Source organism: Caulobacter sp. BK020 (assembly GCF_004342605.1).
Classification (GTDB): Bacteria; Pseudomonadota; Alphaproteobacteria; order Caulobacterales; family Caulobacteraceae; genus Caulobacter.
Window position 1 is genome coordinate 80,149 of record NZ_SLZL01000003.1, and the last position, 24,506, is coordinate 104,654.

Sequence of the window (24,506 nt, forward strand, 5' to 3'; positions counted from 1 at the left end):
ATATCCTAAGGCCCGACTCGCCGTTGCGCCCTTTAATTCGCTGTAATGCGACGATCCGCCCTCGCGATGGAAAACCCACGGCCACGATTGCGCGCGTCTTTCGACGGGGCCATATCCGTTGGTCATGAACGCGCCCTTCAAGACCGAAACCCTGCCTGAGTGGAATCTCGCCGACCTCTATGCCGGTCGCGACGATCCCAAGATCGAGATCGACCTGGCCGCCGCCAAGGCCGCCAATGACGAACTGGCCTCGCTGGAGGGCCTGTTCCTCCAGGCTCGCGGCGAGCCCGAGCGCCTGGGCGTGCTGCTGGATCGCGGCATCCGGCTGTACGAGCAGGCGACCAACGGCCTGTGGGGCGTGGGCGCCTATGCGGGCCTGGCCGCCTCGACCGCGCGCGACGACCCGGCCTGGGCCAAGTTCGAGGCCGACCTGCGGGCCCGCTCCTCGGCCATCGCCGCCGAAAGCCTGTTCTTCTCCCTGGAGCTGAACCAGCTGGAGGACGGCGAACTGGAGGCGGCGCTGAAGGCCTATCCGGCCGCCGCCCGCTGGGTTCCCTGGCTGCGCCGCCTGCGCCTGTCGCGCCCGCACGAACTGACGCCCGACCTGGAGCGCTACATCGTCGATCGCGGTCCAGCCGTCAGCAACTGGGTGCGGCTCTATGACGAGACGCTGGCCAGGCTCCAGGCCAAGGTCGGCGACGAGACCCTGACCCTGCCTGAGGCCCTGAACCGCCTGTCCGACCCCGACGGCAAGCGCCGCCAGGCCGCCGCCGACGGCCTGGCCAAGGCTCTGGAGGAACGCGCCTCGACCCAAGGGCTGGTGCTTAACACCCTGGCCTTTGAAAAGCAGGTCGAGGATCGCTGGCGGCGGTTCGACAGCCCGGCCCAGTCGCGCCACCTGGCCAACGAGGTCGACGCCGATGCGGTCGACGCCCTGGAGCAGGCGGTGGTCGAGGCCTATCCGCGCCTGTCGCACCGCTACTACGCCCTGAAGGCCAAGGTCATGGGCCGCAAGACCCTGGACTACTGGGATCGCAACGCGCCCCTGACCGCCGCCGCGCCGCGCACCTATGGCTGGACCGAGGCCAAGGCGGTGGTGCTGGACAGCTTCCAGGCCTTGGCCCCGAAGTTCGCCGACACCGCCGCGACCTTCTTCGACCGGCCGTGGATCGACGCCCGGCCGCGGGCCGGCAAGCAGTCGGGGGCCTATTCGCATCCGGTCACCGCCGAGCGGCATCCCTATGTGTTCATGAACTACATGGGCGAGCGGCGCGACGTGCTGACCCTGGCCCACGAGCTGGGCCACGCCGTGCACCAGACCCTGTGCGCGCCGCTGGGCACCCTGCTGGCCGACACGCCCCTGACCCTGGCCGAGACCGCCTCGATCTTCGGCGAAGGCCTGGTGTTCGACCGCCTGCTGGCCGAGGCCACGCCCAAGGACCGCATGGGATTGCTGGCCGGCAAGATCGAGGACGGATTGAACACGGTGGTCCGCCAGATCGCCTTCCACCGGTTCGAGCGGCGCTTCCACGAGGCCCGCAAGGACGGCGAGCTGTCGCCCGACCAGATCGGCCGGCTGTGGGTCGAGGTGATGGCCGAGAGCCTGGGCCCGGCCGTGACCCTGAACGAGGGCTACGAGCACTACTGGGCCTATGTCAGCCACTTCGTGCACGCGCCGTTCTATGTCTACGCCTACGCGTTCGGCGACCTCTTGGTGCGGGGCCTGATGGAGAGGCGCCGCGAGGATCCGGAAACCTTCGCACCGCTCTACGAGGACCTGCTGGCCGCCGGCGGAACCCGCACCTATGTCGAGGCGCTCAAGCCCTTCGGCCTGAACCCACGCGAGAAGGCGTTCTGGGCCGCGGGCTGCGCCCAGCTGGAGCGGCTGGTGGACGAGTTCGAGGCGTTGGTGTGATCCCCCTCAGTCGGCTTCGCCGACAGCTCCCCCAGAGGGGGAGCATCTGTTACGGTGCAGATCCTCCCCCTCTGGGGGAGGTGGCCCGAAGGGCCGGAGGGGGTTTGCGGCGTGTCCGATAATCCAAGGGACCCCGAACGCAACCGCTTGGCCGGCCGCGTGTCGCGGTTCGCCAAGGTCGGGGCGGGTCTCTCCGGCGCGGCGGTCAGCTACGGCGCCAACAGCCTGTTCGGCGGCGACAGCGCCGACGCTCGCAACGCCAAGGCGCTGAAGGCGGCCCTGGGCGGTCTCAAGGGCCCGCTGATGAAGGCGGCCCAGATGTTCGCGACCGTGCCGGACCTCTTGCCGCCGGAATTCGCCGCCGAGCTGGCCGAGCTGCAGACCAACGCCCCGGCCATGGGCTGGCCGTTCGTGCGCCGGCGGATGGCCGCCGAGCTGGGGCCGGACTGGGCCGGTCGGTTCCAGAGCTTCGAGCACGAGGCCGCAGCCGCCGCCTCCCTGGGCCAGGTGCACCGCGCCGTCGCCCCCGACGGCCGGGCCCTGGCGGTGAAGCTGCAATATCCCGACATGCAGAGCGCGGTCGAAAGCGACCTCTCCCAGCTGCGGGCCCTGATCGGCCTGTTCAAGCGCATGGACGGCTCGATCGATCCGACCGAGATGATCGTCGAGGTCGGCGACCGGCTGCGCGAGGAGTTGGACTACGAGCGCGAGGCCAGGCTGATGGCCGTCTATGGCGGCTTCTTCACCGGGCGCGACGACATCCAGGTTCCCGAGCCCGTGCCCGCCCTGTCGACCAAGCGCCTGCTCAGCATGACCTGGCTGGAGGGCCGGGGGCTGCTGGCCTTCAAGGACGCGTCGCAGGAGACCCGCGACCGCATCGCCGCCCTACTGTTCGAGGCCTGGTGGAGCCCGATGACCCACCTGGGGATCATCCACGGCGACCCGCACCTGGGCAACTACACCTTCGGCGGCGAGGGCGCGGCGCATCTGAACCTGCTGGACTTCGGCTGCATCCGCATCTTTCCGCCGAAGTTCGTGGGCGGGGTGGTGCGGCTGTACCGCGCTCTGTCGAACGACGATCGCGCCGAGCAGGTCGAGGCCTACCGAAGCTGGGGTTTCGCCAATCTCAACGACGACCTGGTCGACGTTCTGAACGTCTGGGCCCGGTTCATCTACGGTCCGCTGCTGGACGACCGGGTGCGCAGCGTCGCCGACGACGTGCCGCCCGGCGAGTACGGCCGGCGCGAGGCCTTCAAGGTGCGCCAGGCCCTGAAGGCGAAGGGGCCGGTGCTGATCCCGCGCGAGTTCGTGTTCATGGACCGCGCCGCCATCGGTCTGGGCGCGGCCTTCCTGCATCTGGGCGCGCGGCATAACTGGAAGGCGCTGTTCGAGCGATCGCTGGAGGGCTTCTCGGAGGAGGGCCTGGCCCAGCGGCAGGCGGCGGTGCTGAGCGCCGCAGGGATTTCCTGACTTTCTCCCCATATTCCGCTCATCCCGGCGAAAGCCGGGACCCAAGCCGAATCCGAAGGCTTCGCGCCGTGGCTCACAATCGCGTACGTCTTTGCTGGGACATCAGCTTGGGTCCCGGCTTTCGCCGGGATGAGCGGAGGTAAAATGCAAGCCAGAACCCTCAAGCGCCTTCACCCCGCCCAGCGCGACGACATCGGCGACTTGACCACGCGCCGCCCGCTGCCCGGACCGGCGATCCCGCAGCTGGATCCGTTCCTGTTCCTCAACCACCATGGCCCGCAGGTCTATCCGGCCAACAATCGCGGCCTGCCGTTCGGGCCGCATCCGCATCGCGGCTTCGAGACCGTGACCTTCATCCTGGACGGCGAGCTCTCGCACCTGGACAGCGGGGGCCACGAGAGCGTCATCGGCCCGGGCGGGGTGCAGTGGATGACCGCCGGCCGCGGCCTGGTGCACGCCGAGCTGTCGCCGGCCAGCTTCAAGCAGGCGGGCGGGCCGCTGGAGATCCTGCAGCTGTGGGTCAATCTGCCCAGCCGGCTGAAGATGACCGACCCGAACTATCTGGGCCTGCAGGCTGACGCGATCCCCAAGGTCGAGACCGGCGGCGCGACGATCGAGGTGATCTCCGGCGCGGTCGACGGCGTGACGGGGCCGTTCCCGTCGCTGATCGGCATCGAGATGAGCGTCGTGCGCCTGGCGCCGGGCGGGGCGGTGACCCTGCCGGTCGCCAAGGGCCGGGCGGTGTTCCTGTACGTGGTCTCCGGCGAGATCGCCGTCGGCGGCCAGGCCGCCTCGCGCTGGAACCTGGTCGAGCTGAACGACGACGGCGACGCGGTGGCCTTCGACTGCCCGGCGGGCGCGGTGGTCCTGCTGGGCCACGCCGAGCCGATCGGCGAACCGGTCTTCGCCCATGGCCCGTTCGTGATGAACACCCGCGAGGAGATCATCCAGGCGATCGACGACTACAATGCGGGGAAGTTCGGGGCCGTGCCGGGGTAGGAGCGGTGCGTCCTTCGAGGCTCGGCTACGCCTCGCACCTCAGGATGAGGACCTCAGCAACAGTGCTCCTCATCCTGAGGCGCCCGCGTAGCGGGCCTCGAAGGACGCACAACGCTGGGCGCCTACTCCCCATACTCCGCCAGCAAGCCCTCCAGCCGCCGCTGTTCCGGCTTCAGCACCCTGAAGAACCGCAGCGCGTTCCAGCCGACGCTGGCGCCCAGGGCGAGGCCGAACACCGCCAGCATCTGGACCATGTTCCGGTCGGTGGTCTTGCCCACGTCGTGCAGCTGGACCACGGCCACCAGCATCGGAACGAGGAACACCGGCAGGCTCATCCAGAAGATTCGGTAGTTGACCCGCGCCCGGCGGTTGGCGGCCAGCAGGGCCTCCAGGGTCTGGCGCACCGACGAGCCGTCGCGCGGGGCGCGCCGGGCCAAGAGGCCGGCGACCAGCACCGCCGCCAGCACGGCCCAGCAGACGCCCAGCATGGCCAGCGCTCCCCATTCTCGGCCCGGATCGGTCTGGCCGGCCAGGACCGCCTGCCCGGCGAGCGCGGTAAAGACGCTCATGGTCGCGACGGGGATGGCGAACAGCAGGATCTCGCCGCGGCGGCGGGCTTTCAGCGCGTGCATCAGTTGCTCCATCAGATAGGCCTGGGCCTGTTGGTCGGGGGTGTTGGCCTGCGAGCGCCAGGCCTGTTCGAGACGCTCAAACTCCATCGGCGCGCTCCTCCACGAGGTCCGAGAGACGGCGGCGGACGCGGCTGAGCCGGGCGCCGACATTGGTTTCGCTGAGGCCGTGCAGGCGCGCGATCTCGGCATAGGGCTGGCCGTCCAGCGACAGCAGGACCAGCGAGCGGTCCAGCGGCGGCAGGCAGCGGATGGCGTCGTAGAGCCGGTCCAGCAGGCAGGCCTCCGGCGTGTCGACCGCCTCCAGCCGCAGGGCCATCTCGGCCGCGATCGCCTCGCGCCGCCGCCGGCGGCGGGTCTCGCCCCGCTTCCAGGTCAGGGCGGTGTTGTGGGCGACCCGGTAGACGAAGGTCGTGTCGGCGCTGTCGCCGCGAAAGCGCGGTCGGGCCCGCCAGACCGCCAGCATCAGCTCCTGCATCAGGTCGTGCTGGTCGGCCGGCTCGGCGAAGGCGCGGGCCGTCCGGCGCAGCGCGCCCAGGTGCGGCGCCAGCCACGCCGCGAAAGCCTCGTCCTCCTGCCGTCCAGCGCCCATGGCCGCCTTTTCTTGAGAATGACCCGTTTTCGAGAGGTTAGACGCCGGCGGCCATCCCGTCCTTACACGGGCCGCGAAAGCGCCGCGCCAGCCTTCCCCAGCGTCGCCCTTGCCACCCTTCAAACGCTCGTTAGACTTTGCCCATGTCCGACGATCTCACCGACGCCCAGGCCGCCGCCCTGCCCAAAGGCTACAGCCTGCTCAACTGGTCGCGCGGCTTTGGCCGGCAGATCGGGCCGCTGTACGAGCAGCGCGCCGGGCCGGGCGAGGCGACCCTGGGTTTCCGGGTCGAGGAGCACCACACCAACGGCCAGGGCAACTGCCACGGCGGCATGCTGATGAGCTTCGCCGACATGGCCTGGGGCCGGATCATTTCGCTGCGCAAGTCCTACAGCTGGGTCACGGTGCGCCTGAACTGCGATTTCCTGTCCGGGGCCCAGCTTGGCGATTTCGTCGAGGGGGAGGGCGAGCTGCTGATCGAGCAGGACCTGGTGTTCACCGTCCGCGGCCGCATCTGGGCCGGCGAGCGGACCCTGATGACCGGAACCGGGATCTTCAAGGCCCTGGCCCCGCGCGCGCCGCGACCAGGCGAGATCGCCTATCGGGAAGAGGCTTGAGCATGGCCGACGACCGCCCCGCGCCCGTCTCGCTGCTCGGCCCGTTCCAGGGCCAAAAGCCGCCGGCCCCCGCCTGGTTCGGGGCGGCCGTCGCCGCCGCGCCCGAACGCTCGTTCATCCCGGTCGAGGGGGCGCGGATCGAGCTCCTGACCTGGGGCGAGGTCGGCAAGCCGGGCCTGCTGTTCCTGCACGGCAACGGGGCCCACGCCGACTGGTGGAGCTTCATCGCGCCGTTCTTCGCGAAGGACTGGCGGTGCGCGGCGATCTCATGGTCGGGCATGGGCGGGTCGGACTGGCGGCCGGCCTATTCGGCCCAGCTGTTCGCGGCTGAGATCTCCGCGGCGGTCGAGGCGGCGCAGCTGGAAGCCGGCGGGGTGAAGCCGATCCTGGTCGGCCACTCGTTCGGCGGCTTTCCCACCCTCTATTACGGCGTCGAGCACGCCGATCGGCTGCGCGGGATCGTCATGGTCGACAGCAGCATCCAACCGCCGGAAAAGCGCTGGCGCGGCCCGCCTTCGCGCCCGGACGCCAACCGGGTCTATCCCACCCTGGAGGCGGCTCTGGCCCGCTTCCGCCTGGCCCCGCCGCAAGGCTGCGAGAACCTGTACATCGCCGACTTCATCGCCCGGGGCTCGCTGAAAGCGGTCGAGGGCGGGTGGACCTGGAAGTTCGACCCGGCCATCTGGCAGCGGTTCTCGATGCCGGACCTGGGCCTGCTGCTGCCGCGCATCGCCTGCCCGGCGGCGATGATGTGGGGCGAGCGCTCGAACCTGATGACCGCCGAGACCGTGGACTACATGGTCCGCGAGATGCCCGACAGCGTCCTGCGCGCCGTCATCCCCGACGCCGACCACCACGTGATGGTCGACCAGCCGCTGGCCTTCGTGGCGGGGCTGAGGGGGCTGCTGGCGGGGTGGGGGTAGCTTCGAAGATCTATCCCTCACATATCCAAAATTGGCGCCGTCATTCCGGGCCTCGTGCCCGGAACCCCTCGTTCAGCCGACGGTGAAGCGCCTTGACGCGCTGGCGCGTCACGCTTCCGCACCTGCGACGGAGAAAGGGGTTCCGGGCACGAGGCCCGGAATGACGGTTGAGAGGGGCGTGCGGGATGACAACCCACCAACCGCCGGCTAAGCCCGTCGCATGAGCTCCGCCTCCAAGCCCCCCGGCCCCGTCCTGGTCTACGCCCCCGACCGCGGCATCGGCGACCTGATGTGGCATTTGCCGACGTTCCGGGCCATCGCCGCGACCACGCCCGAGGGGCGGGTGGTGCTGGCGGCTCGGCCGTCCAGCCGCGCCGCCGAGGTGCTGGCGGTCGAGCCGACGATCGCCAGCGTGGTCTATGCCCGCCACTTCTCCGGATCGCTGAAAGGCGTGAAGGAGGTCGTCGACTTCTGGCGCATCTGCCGCGAGGTCAAGCCGCGCGCCGTCTGGATCCTGGAGAAGATCGGCCGCCCCGCCCAGGCCGCCTGGCTGGCCGGGGTGCCCGAGCGGCGGGGCTTTGGCCTGGGCCACAAGAGCCAGGAGCAGTGGCTGCAGGGCCCGTTCCTGCCCAAGGCCATGCGGCCCGACCATCGGCTGGACAAGCTGACGGCGTTCGAGGCGCTGCACGGCCTGAAGGTCGACAGCCGTGAGCCGGACCTGAAGCTCGACCCCAAGGCTGTCGCGGCCGTCAAGGCGCGGTTCGGCGACCTGCCTGGTCCCTGGCTGGTGCTGGGCGTCGGCGCCAGCGAGCCGGCCCGCACCTGGCCGGCCGAACGCTTCGCCGCCGCCTCGCAGGCCCTGGCGGACCTGTTCCCGACGGTGTTCTGGCTGGGCGGACCCAACGATGCGGCGCGGCTGAAGCCGACGCTCGAGGCCCAGCCCGGCGGTCGCGACGTCCTGGCCTGCGACCTGCCGCTGGACCAGGCCGCGGCCCTGATCGCCCTGTCGGCCGGGTTCCTGGGCAATGATTCCGGACCGCTGAACGTCGCCGCCTCGGTCGGCCGCCCGGCGATCGGCCTGATGGGGACCAGCCCGGTCCCGGCCTATTCGCGCTGGCTCAGCCGTCTCGACGGCGGGGAGGGGCGGATCGCCGACATTTCAGTCGATCAGGCTGTCTCGGCTGTTCGAACGCGGTTCATTCAGGAAGGGTGGGCCAACCGCGACATCCGGGCGGCTTGAGCCGACGGCCCGCACGTTGTAAGCGGCGGGGCGTTTTTTAATTCCACCCAGGAAACTGACATGGCCGGCGACTATCAACGCGGTGAAATGGACATCCACGAACAGTCCGCGACCTTCGAAGCCTTTGGCAAGATGACCAAGTGGGGTTCGCTGGCCGTCGCCGTGCTGCTGCTGACCATCACCCTGTGGTTCTGCACCTCGGCCGGCTTCGTCGGCGGCGTGATCCCGGGAATCGTGCTGGCGATCCTTGGCGTCGTGTTCCTGCGCGAAAAGCCCGCCTCCGCTCACTGACACCGGTAGACATCGGTAATTTTTTGCCCCTGACGCGAGCGTAAGGCTCGACATCGGGCAAGAACATCCCCTAGAGAGACGCGCAAGCTCGTCGCAGCAAGCAGCGTCCTTGGGAGGGGTATGCCGATGGCCGTTATCGCCGTCACGAAAGAGACCCGCGGTGGTGAAACCCGGGTCGCGGCCACGCCCGAGACCGTCAAGAAGCTGGCCGCGGCCGGCTTCTCGGTCGTGGTCGAGGCCGGGGCGGGGACCGCGGCCTCGTATCCGGACGCCGACTACGAGGCGGCCGGCGCCAAGCTGGCCAAGACCGCCAAGGACGCGGTGAAGGACGCCGACGTCCTGTTCAAGGTCCGCGCCCCCGAGGCCGCCGAGATCGCCGCCCTGAAGACCGGCGCGATCGTCGCCGCCGCGCTCAATCCGCACCAGGACAAGGACACGCTGAACGCCCTGGCCAAGGCCGGCGCCAGCGCGATCGCCATGGAATTCATCCCGCGCATCACCCGGGCCCAGGTGATGGACATGCTGTCGTCCCAGGCCAACCTCGCCGGCTACCGCGCCGTGATCGAGGCGGCCGAGGCCTATGGCAAGGCCCTGCCGATGATGATGACCGCCGCCGGCACCGTCGCCGCGGCCAAGGTGTTCGTGATGGGCGTTGGCGTGGCCGGCCTGCAGGCCATCGCCACCGCCCGCCGCCTGGGCGCGGTGGTCACCGCCACCGACGTGCGTCCGGCCACCAAGGAGCAGGTCGAGTCGCTGGGGGCCAAGTTCCTGGCCGTCGAGGACGAGGAGTTCAAGAACGCCCAGACGGCCGGCGGCTACGCCAAGGAGATGTCTAAGGAATACCAGGCCAAGCAGGCCGAGCTGGTCTCCTCGCACATCGCCAAGCAGGACATCGTCATCACCACGGCCCTGATCCCCGGCCGTCCCGCGCCCAAGCTGGTCAGCGCCGCCCAGGTGGCGTCGATGAAGCCGGGCTCGGTGCTGGTCGACCTGGCCATCGAGGCCGGCGGTAATGTCGAGGGCGGCAAGCTGGGCGAGGTCGCCACCACGGCCAACGGCGTCAAGATCCTGGGGATTCCGAATCTGCCCGGCCGGGTGGCCACCGACGCCTCGGCGCTCTACGCCCGCAACCTATTCGCGCTGTCCAGCCTGTTCCTGAACAAGGAAGGCGCCTTCGCTCCCGACTTCGAGGACGAGATCCTGAAGGCGGCGCTGGTGACGCAGGGCGGGGCGGTGGTGCATCCGAGCCTGGTGGGCTGACGGTGCGGCCGAACCTCGTCCTTCGAGGCTCGCTTCGCTCGCACCTCAGGATGAGGTTCTACTGCGAAGACCGAGCCAACCAACTTCCTCATCCTGAGGCGCCTTCGCGTAGCGAGGGCCTCGAAGGACGCACCAAGCCTGGAGCCTGAATATGGAAGCCGTCGACCCCACCGTGTTCCGCCTGGCGATCTTCGTGCTCGCCATCTTCGTCGGCTACTACGTGGTCTGGAGCGTGACGCCCGCGCTGCATACCCCGCTGATGGCCGTGACCAACGCCATCTCGTCGGTGATCATCGTCGGCGCCCTGCTGGCCGCCGCCGCGCACGGGGCGCACAGCGATCTGGACGGCGGAACGGTCGCCGCCTCGACCTGGATTTCCAAGGGGGCCGGCGCCATCGCCGCCGCCTTCGCGGCCGTGAACATCTTCGGCGGCTTCCTGGTCACCAACCGGATGTTGGCCATGTACAAGAAGAAAGAGAAGAAATAGGCGCGAAGGCGGGGGAGCCTTCGGGCGATGTTCAGCGCGATCAAGAAAATCGCCAATCGTTCCGACAGCCTGCGGCGCATCGCGCTGGAGCGCTGGTGGGACGAGCTGCGGGCCTCACCCCGGGCCCGGGAGCCCGGGCGGCTGATCGCCCATGGCCGCAAGACCTACAGCCAGAACGACGAGGACGGCATCGTTCTCGAGATCTTCAACCGCATCGGCGAGGGCGACCGGCGGTTCATCGAGTTCGGCGTCCAGGCCGGGGTGGAGTGCAACACCGCCCTGCTGCTGATGGCCGGCTGGAGCGGCCTGTGGCTGGACGGCTCGGACAAGTATGTCGAGGCGGCCAAGGGCCACCAGGCCGTCGCCGTGGGCCAGGGCCGGCTGACCGTCCGCAAGGCCTTCGTCACCGCCGAGAACATCGACGGCCTGCTGGGCCCGTGGGCCGGCGGGACGGCCGACACGCCGGCGAGCGTCGACCTGCTGTCGATCGACATCGACGGCAACGACTACTGGATCTGGCGGGCGATCGCCGCCGTGCGGCCGCGCGTCCTCATCATCGAATATAACGCCGCCTATCCGCCCCCAGTGGCCTTCGTCGCCGAATACAAGGCCGACCGGGTCTGGGACGGCGGCAACTATCACAGCGCCAGCCTCTCCAGCCTGGAGGCGCTGGGCCGCGCCAAGGGCTACGCCCTGGTCGGCTGCAACCTCTCCGGCGCCAACGCCTTCTTCGTGCGCGAGGACGAACTGACCGGTCCAGACGGCCAGGCCCGCTTCGCCGCGCCCTATACGGCGGCCAACCACTACGAGCCGCCGCGCTACGACCTCTCCGGCCTGCCATCGGGCCATCCGCCCCGGTTCGGCGTCAACGCCGCGCCGCCGCTTTCCTCGTCGCCGCTCTTGGGGGCCAAGACCTGACATGAACGCCAATCTCGCCGCCATCCTCTACATCGTGTCCGGGGTGCTGTTCATCCTGGCGCTGCGCGGGCTGTCGAGCCCCGTGACCAGCCAGGCGGGCAACCGCAACGGCATGATCGGCATGGCCATCGCCGTGCTGACCACCCTGGCCACGCTCTGGAAGCAGGGCGCGCTGGATCCCGTGACCATCGGCCTGATCCTGGGCGGCATCGCGGTCGGCGGCGCGGTGGGGGCGGTGATCGCCCGCAGGGTGGCCATGACCTCGATGCCGCAGCTGGTGGCGGCCTTCCACAGCCTGGTCGGCATGGCCGCCTGCCTGGTGGCCGTGGCGGCGATCTACACCCCGGCGGCCTACGGCATCCTGGGCGACAACGGCCAGGTGCACCTCAACAGCCTGATCGAGCTGTCGCTGGGCCTGGCGATCGGCGCCATCACCTTCACCGGCTCGGTCATCGCCTTCGCCAAGCTGAACGGCAACATGGGCGGCGCGCCGATCCTGCTGCCGGCCCGCCACCTGATCAACATCGTCATCGCCCTGGCCATCGTCGCCCTGGTGGTGGTGCTGGTGGCCAGCGGCGGCCACGCGATCTGGGCGTTCTGGGGGATTTTCGCCCTGGCCCTGCTGATCGGCGTGACCCTGATCATCCCGATCGGCGGGGCCGACATGCCGGTCGTGGTCTCGATGCTGAACTCCTATTCGGGCTGGGCCGCGGCGGCCCTGGGCTTCACGCTGGAGAACACCACCCTGATCATCACCGGCGCCCTGGTCGGCTCGTCGGGCGCGATCCTGTCCTATATCATGTGCAAGGGCATGAACCGGTCGTTCGTCTCGGTGATCCTGGGCGGCTTCGGCGCCGCCGACGCGGCGGCCGGGCCCGGCGGCAAGGTCGAGACCCGTCCGGTCAAGCAAGGGTCCGCCGACGACGCGGCCTTCATCATGAAGAACGCCAGCAAGGTGATCATCGTCCCCGGCTACGGCATGGCCGTCAGCCAGGCCCAGCACGCCCTGCGCGAGATGGCCGACAAGCTGAAGGAAGAGGGCGTGGAGGTGAAGTACGCCATCCACCCGGTCGCCGGTCGCATGCCCGGCCACATGAACGTGCTGCTGGCCGAGGCCAACGTGCCCTATGACGAGGTGTTCGAGCTGGAGGACATCAACAGCGAGTTCTCGACCGCCGACGTGGCCTTCGTGATCGGCGCCAACGACGTCACCAACCCGGCCGCCAAGACCGACCCCGCCAGCCCGATCTTCGGCATGCCGATCCTGGACGTCGAGAAGGCCCGCACAGTGCTGTTCATCAAGCGCGGCATGAGCTCGGGCTACGCCGGCGTCGAGAACGAGCTGTTCTTCCGCGACAACACCATGATGCTGTTCGGCGACGCCAAGAAGATGGTCGAGGGGATCGTCAAGGGGCTGTAGGGTTTTCGCCAACAACGGGAAGGCCTCGGACATTCCCGTCCGGGGCCTTCCTTTGCACGTCGCCCTGCTAAGCGGTCGCGCCGTCCATCAAGAGTTGGCCCGCCGCTTCCAGTTTCATCCGTATGTTGGTTGGATCGGCGTCATAGCCATTGGGCCAAGTCGGTGTGCCCATTTCCAAGAAGACCTGTGCGAAGAAGGCCTCGTCGGCGAGCGGGCGGGCCATTTCACCTTTGGACAGCGTAATTTCGCTGAGGTCGGCGATCCCGCTTGATCCGTCGGAAAAAGCGATGTCCAGCCGATAGCCCGGCAGGGCCTTCACATTAATCGCCTTGACGAGTTTGAAAGTCATTCCTGATCCAATCCCGGGATCCTGAAGGTAGGCCTATCACTATAGGCCCGATCCCAGTTTTCAGCCAACGCAGCGCGGTTCGCTGCGATCCAGTCGGTCACCATTCGCATAGCAGCCCGTGGCAGTTCGCCGGCGATAAGCTCGGTTGTCCGAATGTCGAACAACGCCTCGTGGCCCTGATACTCCGCGTGCAGATGTGGCGGGTTGTGGTCGGAAAAATTCATTCGGATCACGATGCCGAAGAAGATCGAGATGATCGGCATGCCTGTCCCCGTTCGCTCAGTGGCGCCCAAGATGTTGCTATTTTGTTCTTGTTGCAAGAGCGTTTTGCACCACCCAAAAGAAAGGGCCCCGGACGTTCCCGTCCGGGGCTTCTTGCTTTTCTCGGCGTCATGCGACCGCTTAGCGGGCGGCGACGGCCGTCGGCGTGGCGCGGGCGGCCATCTGCAAGCCCTGGCGCTGAAGACTGGACAGTTGCGAGGCGGCCTGCTTGTGGGCGGCGATCTTGCAGCCGGCCATGGTGAAGTCGCCGCCCGGATTGTTGCGGGCCTTGGCGCTGCAGACCTGCTCGCTGGCGGCGTCGACGCGGGCCAGGAACTCGGCGGCGTGGGCCGGGTTGGAGAGGTTCAGGCCGACCAGCGACACGGTGGCGGTCGGCTCGGCGGCGTGGGCGGCCTGCAGCAGGCCCAGGGCGGGCACGGCGGCGAGGGTGACGGTGGCCACGGCGGTCAGGCTGGTCATGAACTTGCGCATTGGAGTGTTCCTTTGTCCCGGCGCGTCCCTGCGCCCCATGTCCAAAGATATACTCGCCGATTTTCGCGAATACTCGTTACGTCTGCTTCATGACGTGTAATTAAAGAAGTGTACTGAAAGTAATGTTCTGAACATATCGTAATGTTTCACCGAACATCCGTGGGCTGATTTATGGTCATGCTTGACGAATGGTTAAGGTGCGCCGCCTTTTCGCCTCACAAGCGGGGCATAGAGCCCGCCTTCATCATCCCGAAAGGTCGCCTGTGGGATGGAAGCGCGCTTCGGCGCGGTCATCCCGGGTCGACCGACCGTCTGTGAGGATCGCTCTTGGCGTCACGAGTCCTGGCCGCAACCGCGTCTCCCTATTCGCTCGCCGCGTTCGCCGCCGTGGGCGGGGCCATCGTGGTCTGGGGCGCGGTCAACGCCGTCACGGCCATCGGCGCGATGAACGCCGAACCGGACAGGTCCGCGCCGGCTCCAGTGATCGCGCCGGTCACCGCGCCCGAGCCGCCGCCGCCCCCGCCGCCGGCCTTCGTGTTCGACGCGCCGCTGCCCGGCCGGGTGATCAACTCGCCGTTCGGCCTGCGCCAGATGCCGTGGGAGGAGAACGGCCGCCTGCACGAGGGCGTCGACATCGCCGCCCCGGCCGGCGCGCCCGTGCACGTGGCCACCGACGGCATCGTCATGAAGAGCGGCGTCAGCGGCACCTATGGCCGCTTCGTCGAGGTGGCGCACAAGGACGGTTTCCGCACCCTCTACGCCCATCTCGGTCGTGACGCGGGCCTCAAGCGCGGAACCTACGTTAAGCGCGGGACCACCGTGGCCTATGTCGGCGACAGCGGTCGCTCGACCGGCTCGCACCTGCACTTCGAGCTGCGCAACAAGGCCGGCAAGCCGCTGAACCCGGCGCTGTTCATGGGCAAGACCTTCGCCGAGAAGGACGACCTGCCGCTGAAGGCCGCCGCCAGGGTGGGCCGCAAGGTGCGCCTGGCCCAGGTGTCGCGGTGGCCCGAAGGCGTGAAGGCCCAGATGGCGGAAAAGGCGACGGCGAACGGCGAGGGCGTGGTCACCCGCGTCAAGGGCGGCCGAATCCGCACGCGGATCAACGTCGTCGACGGCTAAGGCCTGCGCAGGTCGGGCCCTGCATCAGATTTGGACGCCGCCGTCACTCGACGGACATGGTCGCTCGGCTAGAGTGGCCGCATGCTCAAGTTCGTCGGACGCGTCGTTGCCGGATTCGCTCTTTTCTTCGTTTCCTTCGTCGCCGTGGGCGGCCTGATGTCGGCGGCGGGCCATCCCGTGCCGCGCGGCCGGATGGTCGACATCGGCGAGGGGCGCCAGCTGCGGCTGGTCTGCGAAGGCCCTGCTCAAGGCGTGGCTGGCGATCGGCCGCTGGTGTGGCTGGAGGCCGGCGCGTTCGGCTTCGCCGCCGACTGGGGCGCGACCCAGCAGGCCCTCAGCGCCGCCGGCTGGCGGTCCTGCGCCTACGACCGGGCCGGCATGGGCTTCTCGCCCCCGGGACCGGCGCCGCGCGACGGCTTGGCCATCGTCAGCGACTTCGAGAAACTGGTCGCCGCCTCGGGCGAAAAGGGGCCGTTCATCCTGGTCGGCCATTCGATGGCCGGCCTGCGCCTGCGCGAATATGCCGGCCGCAACCCCAAGCAGGTGGCGGGGCTGGTGCTGGTCGACGCCGCGACCGCCGACGCCTCGGAAACCGAAGCGTTCAAGCCGTTCATCAAAGCGTTCACGTCCGCCTCGCGCTGGGCGGCCCGCGGGGCCTCGCTGGGGCTGTTCAAGCCGCTGGCCAACACCCGCCTGGGCGACAAGATCGGCCTGCCGCCCGCCGCCCAGGCCGAAAAGCGCTGGGCCTTCGCCAACGGCCGCCACAACCGCACCGCCGCCGCCGAGGTGGCCTTGTGGCCCCAGTCGGCGCAGCAGGCGGTCGCCGAACCGGCCTATGATCCGGCGTGGCCGGTGGCGGTGGTCACGGCCGGACCGGTCAAGGGGCGCGAGCGGCGCAAGGCCATGCAGGCCCTGCCGGCCGAGCGGTCGCAGCACGGCTATGTCGATCATGTGGAGGCGGCCAGCCACACGCGGCTGCTGGGCGAGTCGTTCGCCGGCCATATCGTCAAGGCGGTGGAATTCGTGGGGGGAGCCAGGAAGGGCGGTTAGCGCTTGCCCCCTACGGGTCGCTTCGCGACCGTCTTCCCCCAGAGGGGGAAGAGCGCCAGCGCTTAAGGCTCCGCCCCCTATTGGGGCGGACAGACCGAAGCGGTCAGGTGGGGGCAAGAGGTCGGCGTTTCTGCGGCGCCCAAAACAAAACCCGCGCGGATCGCTCCGCGCGGGCTTGTTGTCCAGAAGCCTGGAAGCGTCGCTTAACGCGCGCCGGCCGGCTTCTTCGGCATGGGCAGCAGGCCTTCGCGCTGGGCGCGCTTGCGGGCCAGCTTGCGGGCGCGGCGGACGGCTTCGGCCTTTTGGCGCGCGCGCTTTTCCGACGGCTTTTCGTAGTGCACGTGCCGCTTCATTTCGCGGAACGAGCCTTCGCGTTGCATCTTCTTCTTCAGGGCCTTGAGCGCCTGATCGACGTTGTTGTCGCGGACGAAAATCTGGACCAGGGGTCTCTCTCCATTCGACGGCCCGACCATCTTCCCGAGTCCCTCTCAGGGGCCGGGCGGGCGAACAAAACCTGATAAGCCCGGAAAGGGATCTCCCGAGCGACGAGGGGCGGCTGATAGCAGAGGCGGGGCGCTCTGTCCATCGCGACGCGGCCTAAACTCCCGTATAGACTCGGATTCATGACGCAGACAGCCGACACCGCCACGGATGGGCCCTGGGACGGACCCGGGGATTGGGCCGACCGGGCCGAGCAGCGGGTGCTGGACGAGGCCTTGCGCCTGGCCCCGCGCCTGGGCTGGAACCCCGGGCTGGTCCGGGCCGCGGCCGAGGCCGCCGGTTTCAAGGCCGGCGAGGCGCAACTGCTGCTGCCGCAAGGGCCCCGCGACCTGGCCGCCCTGCTGTCGCGCCGCCACGACGCCTTCGCCCTCGCCGCCCTGAAGGTGCTGGACCCGCCGCCGGCCAAGATCCGCGACAAGATTCGCGCCGGCGTCGTCGCCCGGCTGGACGCCGCCCAGCGCGACGCCGAGGCCCTGCGCCGGCTGGCGGCCTTCCTGGCCTTCCCGACTCACATGCCGCTGGCCCTGACCCTGGTCTGGGAAAGCGCCGACCTCCTGTGGCGCTGGGCCGGCGACACGGCCACCGACGAGAATCACTATTCCAAGCGCGCGATCCTGTCGGGAATCCTGGTCTCGACCCTGGCGGTCGACATGGCGTCCGGCCGCGAGTCGGCGCTCAAGCACCTGGACGGCCGCATCGACAACGTCATGGCGTTCGAGAAGTGGAAGGCGGGGATCAAGCCAATGAACCTGGCGGCCGAGGTGGCCGGGGCCCTGGCGCGGATGCGGTACGGGCGCGGCTAATCTTCCTTCTCCCCTTGCGGGAGAAGGTGGCCTCCGAAGGAGGTCGGATGAGGGGGCTCTCAAATCCGTCCGTCGTCCACCGTGCGCGGCTGAGCGCGCCATCGACCCCTCACCCGACCTCGCTTCGCGAGGCCAGCCTCTCCCGCAAGGGGAGAGGGATTCAGACGTCGCCCAGCGCCCGATCCACCGCCGCCATCGCATGCAGGGTCGTGGTGTCGAACACCGGCACGGGGCTGTCGGCCTGGCCGATCAGCAGCATGATCTCGGTGCAGCCCAGGATGATCCCCTGAGCGCCGCGCTCGACCAGGCGCCGGATCACCGCCCGATAGGTCTCGCGAGACGCGTCCAGCACCTGGCCGGCCACCAGCTCGCGATAGATGATCCCGTGCACCGCCGCGCGGTCGTCGGCGTCGGGGACCAGCACCTCCAGGCCGAACTTGTCTTCCAGGCGACCGCGATAGAAGTCCTGCTCCATGGTGAAGGCCGTGCCCAGCAGGCCGACCCTGGAGATCCCCGCCGCCTGGATGGCCGCCGCCGTGGGATCAGCGATGTGCAGCAGCGGAGTCTTCACCGCCGCGTCGATCGCCCAGGCGCAGCGGTGCATGGTGTTGGTGCACAGGACCAGGAAGTCGGCCCCGCCCTTCTCCAGGACCCGGGCCGCGTCCGCCATCTCGCCGGCCAGGGCGTCCCAGTCGCCGGCGTGCTGCAGGGCCTCGATCCGGGCGAAGTCGAACGACCACATCAGGGTGCGGGCCGAGGCCACGCCGCCCAGGCGGTCGCGGACGCCCTCGTTGATCAGCCGATAGTAATGGACCGAGCTTTCCCAGCTCATGCCGCCCATCAGGCCTATCAATGCTTGCTCTGTCACGCAGCGTCCTGGAAATCGTCAGTCCTGCGGCGCGCCCTCGCGCCGCTGGCAGACGTGCCATAACACCCCGCACGGGTCGTAGACATAGGCCACGCGCAGGCCCCAGGGCTGCAGGGCCGGCGGCTTGGGCGCCTGTACGCCGAACCGGCCCGGCAGGTTCAGCGCCTGGATGTGGGCCCACCAGGCGTCCAGGTCGTCGACCATCAGCTGCATCATGCAGTTCTCGGCCCACTGCTGCTGGTAGTAGCGCTGCAGGATGAAGGCGCTGGCCCCGACGCCGAAGATCGCGACCTCGCCGTCGAGCAGGGTCTTGAAGCCGAGGGCCTGATAGAAGGCCTTGCTGGTCTCGAAGTCCTTGGCGGGCAGGAAAGGGCGCATCGACTCCGCGCTATCGGGAACCGGCATGGTGATCGTCTCCGTTGTCCCAGATGCGGCCGAGGCTGCGCCGATGGCGCGGCGTGGGCAAGTCGGCTTCGGTGGTTATCCGCCCGCGTGGTCGGCGCCGCCGTGCGCGGCGATGAACATGGCGACGGCCGACCGGCAATAGGACTCGATCTCGTTGTCGTCCTCCGCCCTCGCTTCGTCGAAGCGCACGATCATCAGGAGATCGGATCCCTTGAAAAGCGCGGCGAACAGGCGGGCGGACTGGAGAGGATCGGGCACGCTCAGAAGCTTCTTCGCCTGCAACCGACGCAACAGGGCCTCGATCTGGGCGATGACATGGGCGGGGGCGGCTTCGTAGTAGAGCTTACCTAACGACCTTTGATTGGTCTTGTCGGCCATGATCATGGCTTCGACACTGCGGACGTTCGGCGCCAGTAACGTGCGAAGCAGGGATGACCCCACCGCCATGAGCTGATCTTCGGCCGAACCGTCGGCGCCTTCCATAAGAGCCTGCGGCGCAAACTGATGGCAGCGAGCCGTGATGGCCGCGCTGAACAGCGCCTCCTTGTTCTCGAAGCGCCGATAGATGCTGAGCTTGGATATCTTCGCCCGCTGGGCGACCTTGTCCAAGGTCGTGGCTTGAAAGCCCAGTTCCACAAAGAGGTCGTACGCGGCGTCGATGATCGTTTGGCCAAGCGCCTCGTTGGCGGGCCGGCCGCGCCGGCCCGGGCTGTTTTCGGTCACGGCAGTTCCAGTACTTGACAGTATCATAATTATTGCTCATTTAAGGTACCATGCAGTATCGCAAATGCGCAAGCCACTGGGTAGGTTCATCACCATGGATGACGTCATCATCATCGGCGGCAGCTTCGCCGGGCTCGCCGGCGCCCTGCAGCTCGGCCGCGCCCGCCGCAAGGTCACCGTTCTCGACACCGGCCTGCAGCGCAACCGCTTCGCCGGCCACTCGCATGGCCTGCTCGGCCACGATCACAAGCCGCCGCTGGACATCCTGGCGGAGGCGCGGCGGCAGCTGGCGCGCTATCCCACGATCAGGCTGATCAACGCCCGGGCCGACAGCGTCTCCGGCGCCCTCGACGACTTCTCCGTTTTCACGGGCGACGGCGAGAGTCTCGGCGCGCGCCGCCTGATCCTGAGCTATGGCGTCGTCGATCAGATGCCCGAGGTTCCGGGCTTCGCCGAAAGCTGGGGCACGTCCATCGTGCCCTGCCCCTATTGCGACGGCTTTGAAGTCGCCGGCCAGCACTGGGGCCTCGTCTGGTCCGGCCCGCAGTCGCACAATCAAGTCAGGCTGTTCCACGACTGGACCGACAGGTTGACGGTCTTCACCGATGGTCACGACCTTCCGCCCGATGTCCGGGCCGATCTGGCGCGCCGTAACACGCCTGTGGTCGATGGCCGGATCATCGAGATCGCCCGTCACGGCGACCATGGCGCCACCGTCAAGCTCGAAACCGGCGCCCATGTCGCGGTCGACATCCTGTTCGCCCATCCGCGCAACAAGCCGTCGGCAAGCCTGCATGAATCGCTGGGCCTCGCCACGGTCGGCACGCCCCTCGGCGTCGTCCTCAAGGTCGACGAGCGCCGCGAGACCAGCGTGCCCGGCGTCTACGCCGCCGGCGACCTCACCAACCCTCTCCTGCCCTCGGTCACCACGGCGTCATGGCAAGGCGCGATGGCCGGCATTTTCGCCCAGCAGTCGATGTTGGTTTGAGAGGACGGATTCCAGGAGCACGCTGGAGTCGTCGCCGGTACGCCATTGTGAGCTGGCGCGGTCTAGCGTCCGCAACGGGTCGAAGCGGACTGAGCGAACGCTGAGGTTCGCTCTTGGCGGACGCTAATCCTTCAGCCCCCGCAACCGGTTCACATGCCCCATCTTGCGTCCCGGCCGGGCCTCGCCCTTGCCGTAGAGGTGGATGCGGGTCTCGGGTTCGGCGGCCAGCTTGGCCCAGGCCTCGACCTCGGGACCCAGCAGGTTGGTCATCTCGACGTGGGCGCGGGCGGCCGTCGGGCCCAGGGGCCAGCCGGCGACGGCGCGGATGTGCTGCTCGAACTGGTCGACCTCGCAGCCGTCCTGGGTCCAGTGGCCGGTGTTGTGCACCCGGGGGGCGAATTCGTTGACCAGCAGCTTGCCGTCGGCCAGTTCGAACAGCTCGACCCCGATCACCCCGACATAGTCCAGGGCGGTCAGGATCTTGGCGGCGATGGCCTCGGCCTGGTCGCGCGTGGCCTGGGAGACCTTGGCGGGCGCGCTGGTGCGGCGCAGGACGCCGCCCTCGTGGTGATTGTCCGACAGCGGGTAGCAGGCGATCTCGCCGTCGCGGCCGCGGGCGGCGATCACCGACAGCTCGCGCACGAAGTCGGCGGGGGCCTCGAGGATGGCGGGCTGGCCGGCGATCCTGTCGAAGGCGGCGGCGGCTTCGCTCGGGCGCTGGATCCAGGCCTGGCCCTTGCCGTCATAGCCCTCGCGGCGGGTCTTCAGCAGCGACGGGGCGCCGATCCTGGCCACGGCGGAGGCCAGGTCCTCGGCGGTCTCGACGGCGGCGAAGGCGACGGTGGGCACGCCGATCTCGGCCAGGAAGGTCTTTTCCACAACCCGGTCCTGGGCCGCGGCCAGGGCCTTGGCGCCGGGGGCGACCAGCACGCCCTGGGCGGTTAGTTCGGCGACGGTGGCCGCCGGCACGTTCTCGAACTCGTAGGTGACGACGTCGCAGGCCTCGGCCAGGCGCTTGAGCGACCAGCGGTCGTCATAGGCGCCGACGATCTGGCGGGCGGCCACGCGTCCGGCCGGGCTGTTCTCCTCGGGATCGAGGATCACCACGTCGAAGCCCAGGCGGGCGGCGGCCAGGGCCAGCATGCGGCCCAGCTGTCCCCCGCCGAGGATGCCGATCGTGGAACCAGGGGGCAGGGGAAAGGTGCTCATCAGTCTTCGACGCTTTCGACGACGCTGTCGGTCTGTTCGGCGCGGAAGGCGGTCAGGCGCTGAGCCAGGGCCGCGTCCGAGACCGCCAGGATCTGGGCGGCCAGCAGGCCGGCGTTCCGCGCGCCCGCCTCGCCGATCGCTAGGGTGGCGACCGGAACGCCGCCCGGCATCTGGACGATGGACAGCAGGGAATCCAGGCCGTTCAGGGCCCTGGACTGCACCGGCACGCCCAGCACCGGCAGGATGGTCATCGCTGCAACCATGCCCGGCAAATGAGCCGCCCCGCCGGCTCCGGCGATGATCACCTTGTAGCCGGCCGCCTGGGCGCCGGTGGAGAACGCGACCAGGCGCTGGGGGGTGCGGTGGGCGGAAACCACCTTGGCCTCGTAGGCCACGCCCAGGGCGTCCAGCGCCTCGGCCGCCTTCTTCATCGTCGGCCAGTCCGAGCGGCTGCCCATGATGATCGCCACCGGGGGGGGGGCGATGGGGGGCGTGGCGGTGGGCATCGGCGACGATTTCCCTAGAGAAGTGGTGGAGCGATCTGCGCTCCGTGACCTGACGGCCGTGAATCGCGGGCCTTATAGCCCCTGGCGCCCAAGCGCCAAAGCCCGTTCTCGCCGAATGAACCTTCGGAAAAGCCCAGGCGATCCGAAGGGATAGAGCGGCGCCGCGACGCTGCGACACAGGCGTGTCACCATTGTCATGGTTAATGAAAAACCGCAGAAATGCTGGAGCTTCACCGCAAGTGATTCCCGCAGTGGTTCCCGACGTCGCATGAAGATCACCAGCGCCCGCACCGAATCCTTCTCGGCCATTCGTCGCCGGGCCCTGACCGAGGCCGCCGGGCCGGTGGTGGCCCGGGCCGTGGTGGCGGCCGATACGGCCGGATTCCTGGGGCTGGCCGAGACCGACCTGACCCCGCAGGTGCAGGCGGCGCTCAAGACCCTGATGGTCGAGATCGACGACCTGCGCAACGAGGTCGCCCGCCTGAAGTTCAAGCTGGGCGAAGCCCAGGGCCTGGCCGACCTGGACGTCCTGGCCCCGGTGCTGAACCGCCGGGCCTTCCTGCGCGAGATCAAGCGGGTCGCCGCCTTCGCCCAGCGCTACGGCTCGCCGGCCAGCGTGGTGTTCTTCGACCTGGACGGCTTCAAGGCCGTCAACGACCGCTTCGGCCACGCGGCCGGCGACGCCGCGCTGAGGGCGGTGGCCGAGCGCCTGCAGGCCAATGTCCGCGAGAGCGACGTGGTGGGCCGGATCGGTGGCGACGAGTTCGCCGTCCTGCTGGTCCAGGCCGACCAGCAGACCGCCGCCTCCAAGGCCGAGACCCTGGCCGCCGCCGTGCGCGACATGCCCGTGCAGGTGGGCGAATGGTCGGTGCCGCTGCGCATCTCGTGGGGCGCGCGCGAGATCGAGGCCGGCGCCGACCCCGAAGTCGCCCTGGCCGAGGCCGACGCGGCCATGTTCCTGAAGAAGCGGGTGCGCAAAGAGGCGTAGGGCGCATCGGCATTCGAGCGCCTTGCGTGGTCCTCGTCGTTCGCGTGGCTCGGGATGAGGACCAGTTTCCAGTCGCGGACAGTCGAAAAGACTCATCCTGAGCTTGTCGAAGGACGAGGTTTTCGGCGGCGCGGGAGCGCGCTATCCCCCTCGCGAAGGAGCCCGCCCATGGCCAAATCGCATCGCTACGCCACGACCCTGACCTGGACGGGCGACACCGGCGAGGGCACGGCCAGCTACAGATCCTACGAACGGGCCTATGAGGTCGCCGTCGAGGGAAAGCCGGCGCTGCTGGGCTCGTCGGACCCGAGCTTCCGCGGCGATCCGGGGCGCTGGAACCCCGAGGAGCTGCTGCTGGCGTCGATCAGCGCGTGCCACCAGCTGTGGTACCTGCACCTGTGCGCGGTGAACGGCGTGGTGGTGATCGCCTATCGCGACGAGGCCACGGCGGTGATGATCGAGGACGAGACCGGCGGCGGCCGCTTCGAAAGCGTCACCCTGCGGCCGCGCGTGACGATCGCGGCCGGCGATCCGGAAAAGGCCCTGGCCCTGCACCACGAAGCCAACGCCAAGTGCTTCGTCGCCAACTCGCTGAACTTCCCGGTCGGGCACGAGGCGACGGTGGCGGTTGAAAAAGGCTGAGCCGGGCGGATTCACCCCATCGCCTGGGCCGCGATGTCATGGGCCTCGCCGAGGGCCCGTATCCGCCCATGCCTCGCCGCCAGCAACCGGTCGGTCAGAAGGTCGACCTCCGTCTCGGCCGCCAGGATCGAAGCCGCCAAGCGGGCGTCGGCGAACTCGTCATATTCGATCGCCGCGCCATGCACGTCGGTCACGCCCAGATAGCCCAGGGGCGTGGTGATGCTGGGTTCCAAATGGTTGACGTGCGCCAAGCGCTGGCCGGGCGCGTAGCCGTGATCACCGCGCGCGCTCAAAACCACCAGGGTCTTGCGATGGTCCGTCAGCAGCGGCCAGTAGGGCTCGCCCGTTCGCGCGCGATCGAAGCCGAAGGTGCGGCCGACCCGCACGATATTGTCGATCCAGGCCTTGAGCTGGGCGGGCGGTCCGAAATTGTACATCGGCGCGCCCAGTACGATCAGGTCGGCGGCCAGCAGTTCGTCCACCAGCGTGTCGCTTTCGGCCAGGGTCTGGACCATCCAGGCCTCGCGTCGATCCGGCGGGGTGAAGGCGGCATGGATCCAGTCGCCGGTCACGGGCGTGGGCGGCGCCTGGCCGACGTCGCGATAGGTCACCGGATCGGCGGGACGGGCGGCGCGCCAGCGCTCGACGAAGCGGCGTGTCAGGCGACGGGTGTGCGAGCCGTGGGGCGCCATGTCCGAACCGCGTGGTCGGGCGCTGGAATCGATATGCAGAATCGAGGTCATCGGGTGGTCTCCATCTTTGATGGATGAGGCTGTCTCATGCCTTCAACTTCAGTCCCCTTGTGCGCTTCGGAACCTTTCTCCCGCAAACGCCGACT

Annotated in this window: 29 protein-coding genes and 1 pseudogene; 18 read left to right on the forward strand and 12 right to left on the reverse strand. The window is 68.9% G+C overall.

What is annotated here, in order from left to right; translation table 11 throughout:
• The first annotated feature begins 124 nt into the window (after positions 1-124).
• From EV278_RS04430 to EV278_RS24290, 4 genes and pseudogenes are all read left to right on the forward strand, one after another.
• Complete coding sequence (locus EV278_RS04430) at positions 125-1,915, forward strand: M3 family oligoendopeptidase (protein ID WP_132087113.1); 1,791 nt, start codon at positions 125-127, stop codon at positions 1,913-1,915.
• Between the two features lie 111 nt (positions 1,916-2,026).
• Complete coding sequence (locus EV278_RS04435; protein ID WP_132087116.1) at positions 2,027-3,385, forward strand: AarF/UbiB family protein; 1,359 nt, start codon at positions 2,027-2,029, stop codon at positions 3,383-3,385.
• Between the two features lie 144 nt (positions 3,386-3,529).
• On the forward strand, positions 3,530-4,384 hold the full coding sequence (locus EV278_RS04440) for a pirin family protein (protein WP_132087119.1): 855 nt from the start codon (positions 3,530-3,532) through the stop codon (positions 4,382-4,384).
• Positions 4,385-4,391: 7 nt separating this feature from the next.
• A pseudogene (locus EV278_RS24290) lies at positions 4,392-4,472 on the forward strand (hypothetical protein); the annotation flags it as partial.
• A gap of 34 nt (positions 4,473-4,506) precedes the next feature.
• On the opposite strand, the gene EV278_RS04445 reads toward EV278_RS24290, so the two are convergent.
• A complete protein-coding gene (locus EV278_RS04445) occupies positions 4,507-5,103 on the reverse strand; it encodes a hypothetical protein (protein WP_132087122.1) in 597 nt (198 codons plus the stop codon).
• On the reverse strand, positions 5,093-5,605 hold the full coding sequence (locus EV278_RS04450) for an RNA polymerase sigma factor (protein WP_132087125.1): 513 nt from the start codon (positions 5,603-5,605) through the stop codon (positions 5,093-5,095). The genes EV278_RS04445 and EV278_RS04450 overlap by 11 nt, the downstream gene beginning before the upstream one ends.
• A gap of 143 nt (positions 5,606-5,748) precedes the next feature.
• Here EV278_RS04450 and EV278_RS04455 point away from each other — a divergent pair, with 143 nt between their 5' ends.
• The 8 genes from EV278_RS04455 (at position 5,749) to EV278_RS04490 (ending at position 12,761) form a co-directional block, all read left to right on the forward strand.
• Positions 5,749-6,222, forward strand: coding sequence for a PaaI family thioesterase (locus EV278_RS04455; protein ID WP_132087128.1), 474 nt, complete (start codon positions 5,749-5,751; stop codon positions 6,220-6,222).
• Between the two features lie 2 nt (positions 6,223-6,224).
• On the forward strand, positions 6,225-7,145 hold the full coding sequence (locus tag EV278_RS04460; protein ID WP_132087131.1) for an alpha/beta hydrolase: 921 nt from the start codon (positions 6,225-6,227) through the stop codon (positions 7,143-7,145).
• Between the two features lie 220 nt (positions 7,146-7,365).
• On the forward strand, positions 7,366-8,385 hold the full coding sequence (locus EV278_RS04465; protein ID WP_132087134.1) for a glycosyltransferase family 9 protein: 1,020 nt from the start codon (positions 7,366-7,368) through the stop codon (positions 8,383-8,385).
• Between the two features lie 60 nt (positions 8,386-8,445).
• Positions 8,446-8,676, forward strand: a complete 231-nt coding sequence (locus EV278_RS04470; protein WP_132087137.1) for an aa3-type cytochrome c oxidase subunit IV — start codon at positions 8,446-8,448, stop codon at positions 8,674-8,676.
• 120 nt (positions 8,677-8,796) lie between these two features.
• Positions 8,797-9,936 carry a Re/Si-specific NAD(P)(+) transhydrogenase subunit alpha gene (locus EV278_RS04475; RefSeq protein WP_165916523.1) on the forward strand — a complete coding sequence of 380 codons (1,140 nt, stop codon included), beginning with the start codon at positions 8,797-8,799 and terminating at the stop codon, positions 9,934-9,936.
• A 151-nt stretch (positions 9,937-10,087) separates the two neighbouring features.
• Positions 10,088-10,423: a proton-translocating transhydrogenase family protein gene (locus tag EV278_RS04480; protein ID WP_057186238.1), complete on the forward strand. Its 336-nt coding sequence runs from the start codon at positions 10,088-10,090 to the stop codon at positions 10,421-10,423.
• A gap of 27 nt (positions 10,424-10,450) precedes the next feature.
• Positions 10,451-11,341, forward strand: a complete 891-nt coding sequence (locus EV278_RS04485) for a hypothetical protein (protein WP_132087143.1) — start codon at positions 10,451-10,453, stop codon at positions 11,339-11,341.
• A gap of 1 nt (position 11,342) precedes the next feature.
• Positions 11,343-12,761 (forward strand): NAD(P)(+) transhydrogenase (Re/Si-specific) subunit beta, encoded by a 1,419-nt coding sequence (locus tag EV278_RS04490; RefSeq protein ID WP_132087146.1) that lies wholly within the window; start codon positions 11,343-11,345, stop codon positions 12,759-12,761.
• 67 nt (positions 12,762-12,828) lie between these two features.
• Here the strand turns inward: EV278_RS04490 and EV278_RS04495 are convergent, their stop codons facing one another.
• From EV278_RS04495 to EV278_RS04505, 3 genes are all read right to left on the reverse strand, one after another.
• Positions 12,829-13,110 carry a DUF2442 domain-containing protein gene (locus EV278_RS04495; protein ID WP_132087149.1) on the reverse strand — a complete coding sequence of 94 codons (282 nt, stop codon included), beginning with the start codon at positions 13,108-13,110 and terminating at the stop codon, positions 12,829-12,831.
• Positions 13,107-13,373, reverse strand: a complete 267-nt coding sequence (locus tag EV278_RS04500) for a DUF4160 domain-containing protein (RefSeq protein ID WP_132087152.1) — start codon at positions 13,371-13,373, stop codon at positions 13,107-13,109. The genes EV278_RS04495 and EV278_RS04500 overlap by 4 nt, the downstream gene beginning before the upstream one ends.
• A gap of 139 nt (positions 13,374-13,512) precedes the next feature.
• Positions 13,513-13,863, reverse strand: coding sequence for a UrcA family protein (locus EV278_RS04505; RefSeq protein ID WP_132087155.1), 351 nt, complete (start codon positions 13,861-13,863; stop codon positions 13,513-13,515).
• Positions 13,864-14,190: 327 nt separating this feature from the next.
• Between EV278_RS04505 and EV278_RS04510 the strand changes: the two genes are divergently transcribed.
• Positions 14,191-14,985: a M23 family metallopeptidase gene (locus EV278_RS04510; protein ID WP_132087158.1), complete on the forward strand. Its 795-nt coding sequence runs from the start codon at positions 14,191-14,193 to the stop codon at positions 14,983-14,985.
• Between the two features lie 81 nt (positions 14,986-15,066).
• On the forward strand, positions 15,067-16,035 hold the full coding sequence (locus EV278_RS04515; protein ID WP_132087161.1) for an alpha/beta fold hydrolase: 969 nt from the start codon (positions 15,067-15,069) through the stop codon (positions 16,033-16,035).
• 203 nt (positions 16,036-16,238) lie between these two features.
• On the opposite strand, the gene rpsU is transcribed toward EV278_RS04515, so the two are convergent.
• Positions 16,239-16,478, reverse strand: coding sequence for a 30S ribosomal protein S21 (rpsU, locus tag EV278_RS04520; RefSeq protein ID WP_089924448.1), 240 nt, complete (start codon positions 16,476-16,478; stop codon positions 16,239-16,241).
• A gap of 180 nt (positions 16,479-16,658) precedes the next feature.
• Here rpsU and EV278_RS04525 point away from each other — a divergent pair, with 180 nt between their 5' ends.
• Positions 16,659-17,339 (forward strand): COQ9 family protein, encoded by a 681-nt coding sequence (locus EV278_RS04525; RefSeq protein WP_132087164.1) that lies wholly within the window; start codon positions 16,659-16,661, stop codon positions 17,337-17,339.
• 160 nt (positions 17,340-17,499) lie between these two features.
• Here the strand turns inward: EV278_RS04525 and EV278_RS04530 are convergent, their stop codons facing one another.
• From EV278_RS04530 to EV278_RS04540, 3 genes are all read right to left on the reverse strand, one after another.
• Positions 17,500-18,207 (reverse strand): aspartate/glutamate racemase family protein, encoded by a 708-nt coding sequence (locus EV278_RS04530; protein WP_165916524.1) that lies wholly within the window; start codon positions 18,205-18,207, stop codon positions 17,500-17,502.
• Positions 18,208-18,225: 18 nt separating this feature from the next.
• Positions 18,226-18,612, reverse strand: coding sequence for a VOC family protein (locus EV278_RS04535; protein ID WP_207905435.1), 387 nt, complete (start codon positions 18,610-18,612; stop codon positions 18,226-18,228).
• Positions 18,613-18,687: 75 nt separating this feature from the next.
• Positions 18,688-19,335 (reverse strand): TetR/AcrR family transcriptional regulator, encoded by a 648-nt coding sequence (locus tag EV278_RS04540; RefSeq protein WP_132087167.1) that lies wholly within the window; start codon positions 19,333-19,335, stop codon positions 18,688-18,690.
• A 94-nt stretch (positions 19,336-19,429) separates the two neighbouring features.
• Between EV278_RS04540 and EV278_RS04545 the strand changes: the two genes are divergently transcribed.
• Complete coding sequence (locus tag EV278_RS04545) at positions 19,430-20,323, forward strand: NAD(P)/FAD-dependent oxidoreductase (protein ID WP_132087170.1); 894 nt, start codon at positions 19,430-19,432, stop codon at positions 20,321-20,323.
• 123 nt (positions 20,324-20,446) lie between these two features.
• On the opposite strand, the gene EV278_RS04550 is transcribed toward EV278_RS04545, so the two are convergent.
• Both EV278_RS04550 and purE read right to left on the reverse strand, forming a co-directional pair.
• The gene (locus tag EV278_RS04550) at positions 20,447-21,532 is read right to left on the reverse strand and encodes a 5-(carboxyamino)imidazole ribonucleotide synthase (protein ID WP_132087173.1); all 1,086 of its coding nucleotides are present in this window, start codon (positions 21,530-21,532) and stop codon (positions 20,447-20,449) included.
• Positions 21,532-22,038 (reverse strand): 5-(carboxyamino)imidazole ribonucleotide mutase, encoded by a 507-nt coding sequence (gene purE / locus EV278_RS04555; protein ID WP_132087176.1) that lies wholly within the window; start codon positions 22,036-22,038, stop codon positions 21,532-21,534. Before purE ends, EV278_RS04550 begins: the two co-directional genes overlap by 1 nt.
• Before the next feature lie 268 nt (positions 22,039-22,306).
• On the opposite strand from purE, the gene EV278_RS04560 reads away from it, so the two are divergent.
• Positions 22,307-23,026, forward strand: a complete 720-nt coding sequence (locus EV278_RS04560; protein ID WP_132087179.1) for a GGDEF domain-containing protein — start codon at positions 22,307-22,309, stop codon at positions 23,024-23,026.
• Positions 23,027-23,194: 168 nt separating this feature from the next.
• Positions 23,195-23,668 carry an OsmC family protein gene (locus EV278_RS04565; RefSeq protein ID WP_132087182.1) on the forward strand — a complete coding sequence of 158 codons (474 nt, stop codon included), beginning with the start codon at positions 23,195-23,197 and terminating at the stop codon, positions 23,666-23,668.
• A gap of 11 nt (positions 23,669-23,679) precedes the next feature.
• Here EV278_RS04565 and EV278_RS04570 read toward each other — a convergent pair whose 3' ends face one another.
• Entirely contained in the window at positions 23,680-24,411 is a 732-nt protein-coding gene (locus tag EV278_RS04570) for an NAD(P)H-dependent oxidoreductase (protein ID WP_132087185.1), read from the reverse strand.
• Between the last annotated feature and the right edge of the window lie 95 nt (positions 24,412-24,506).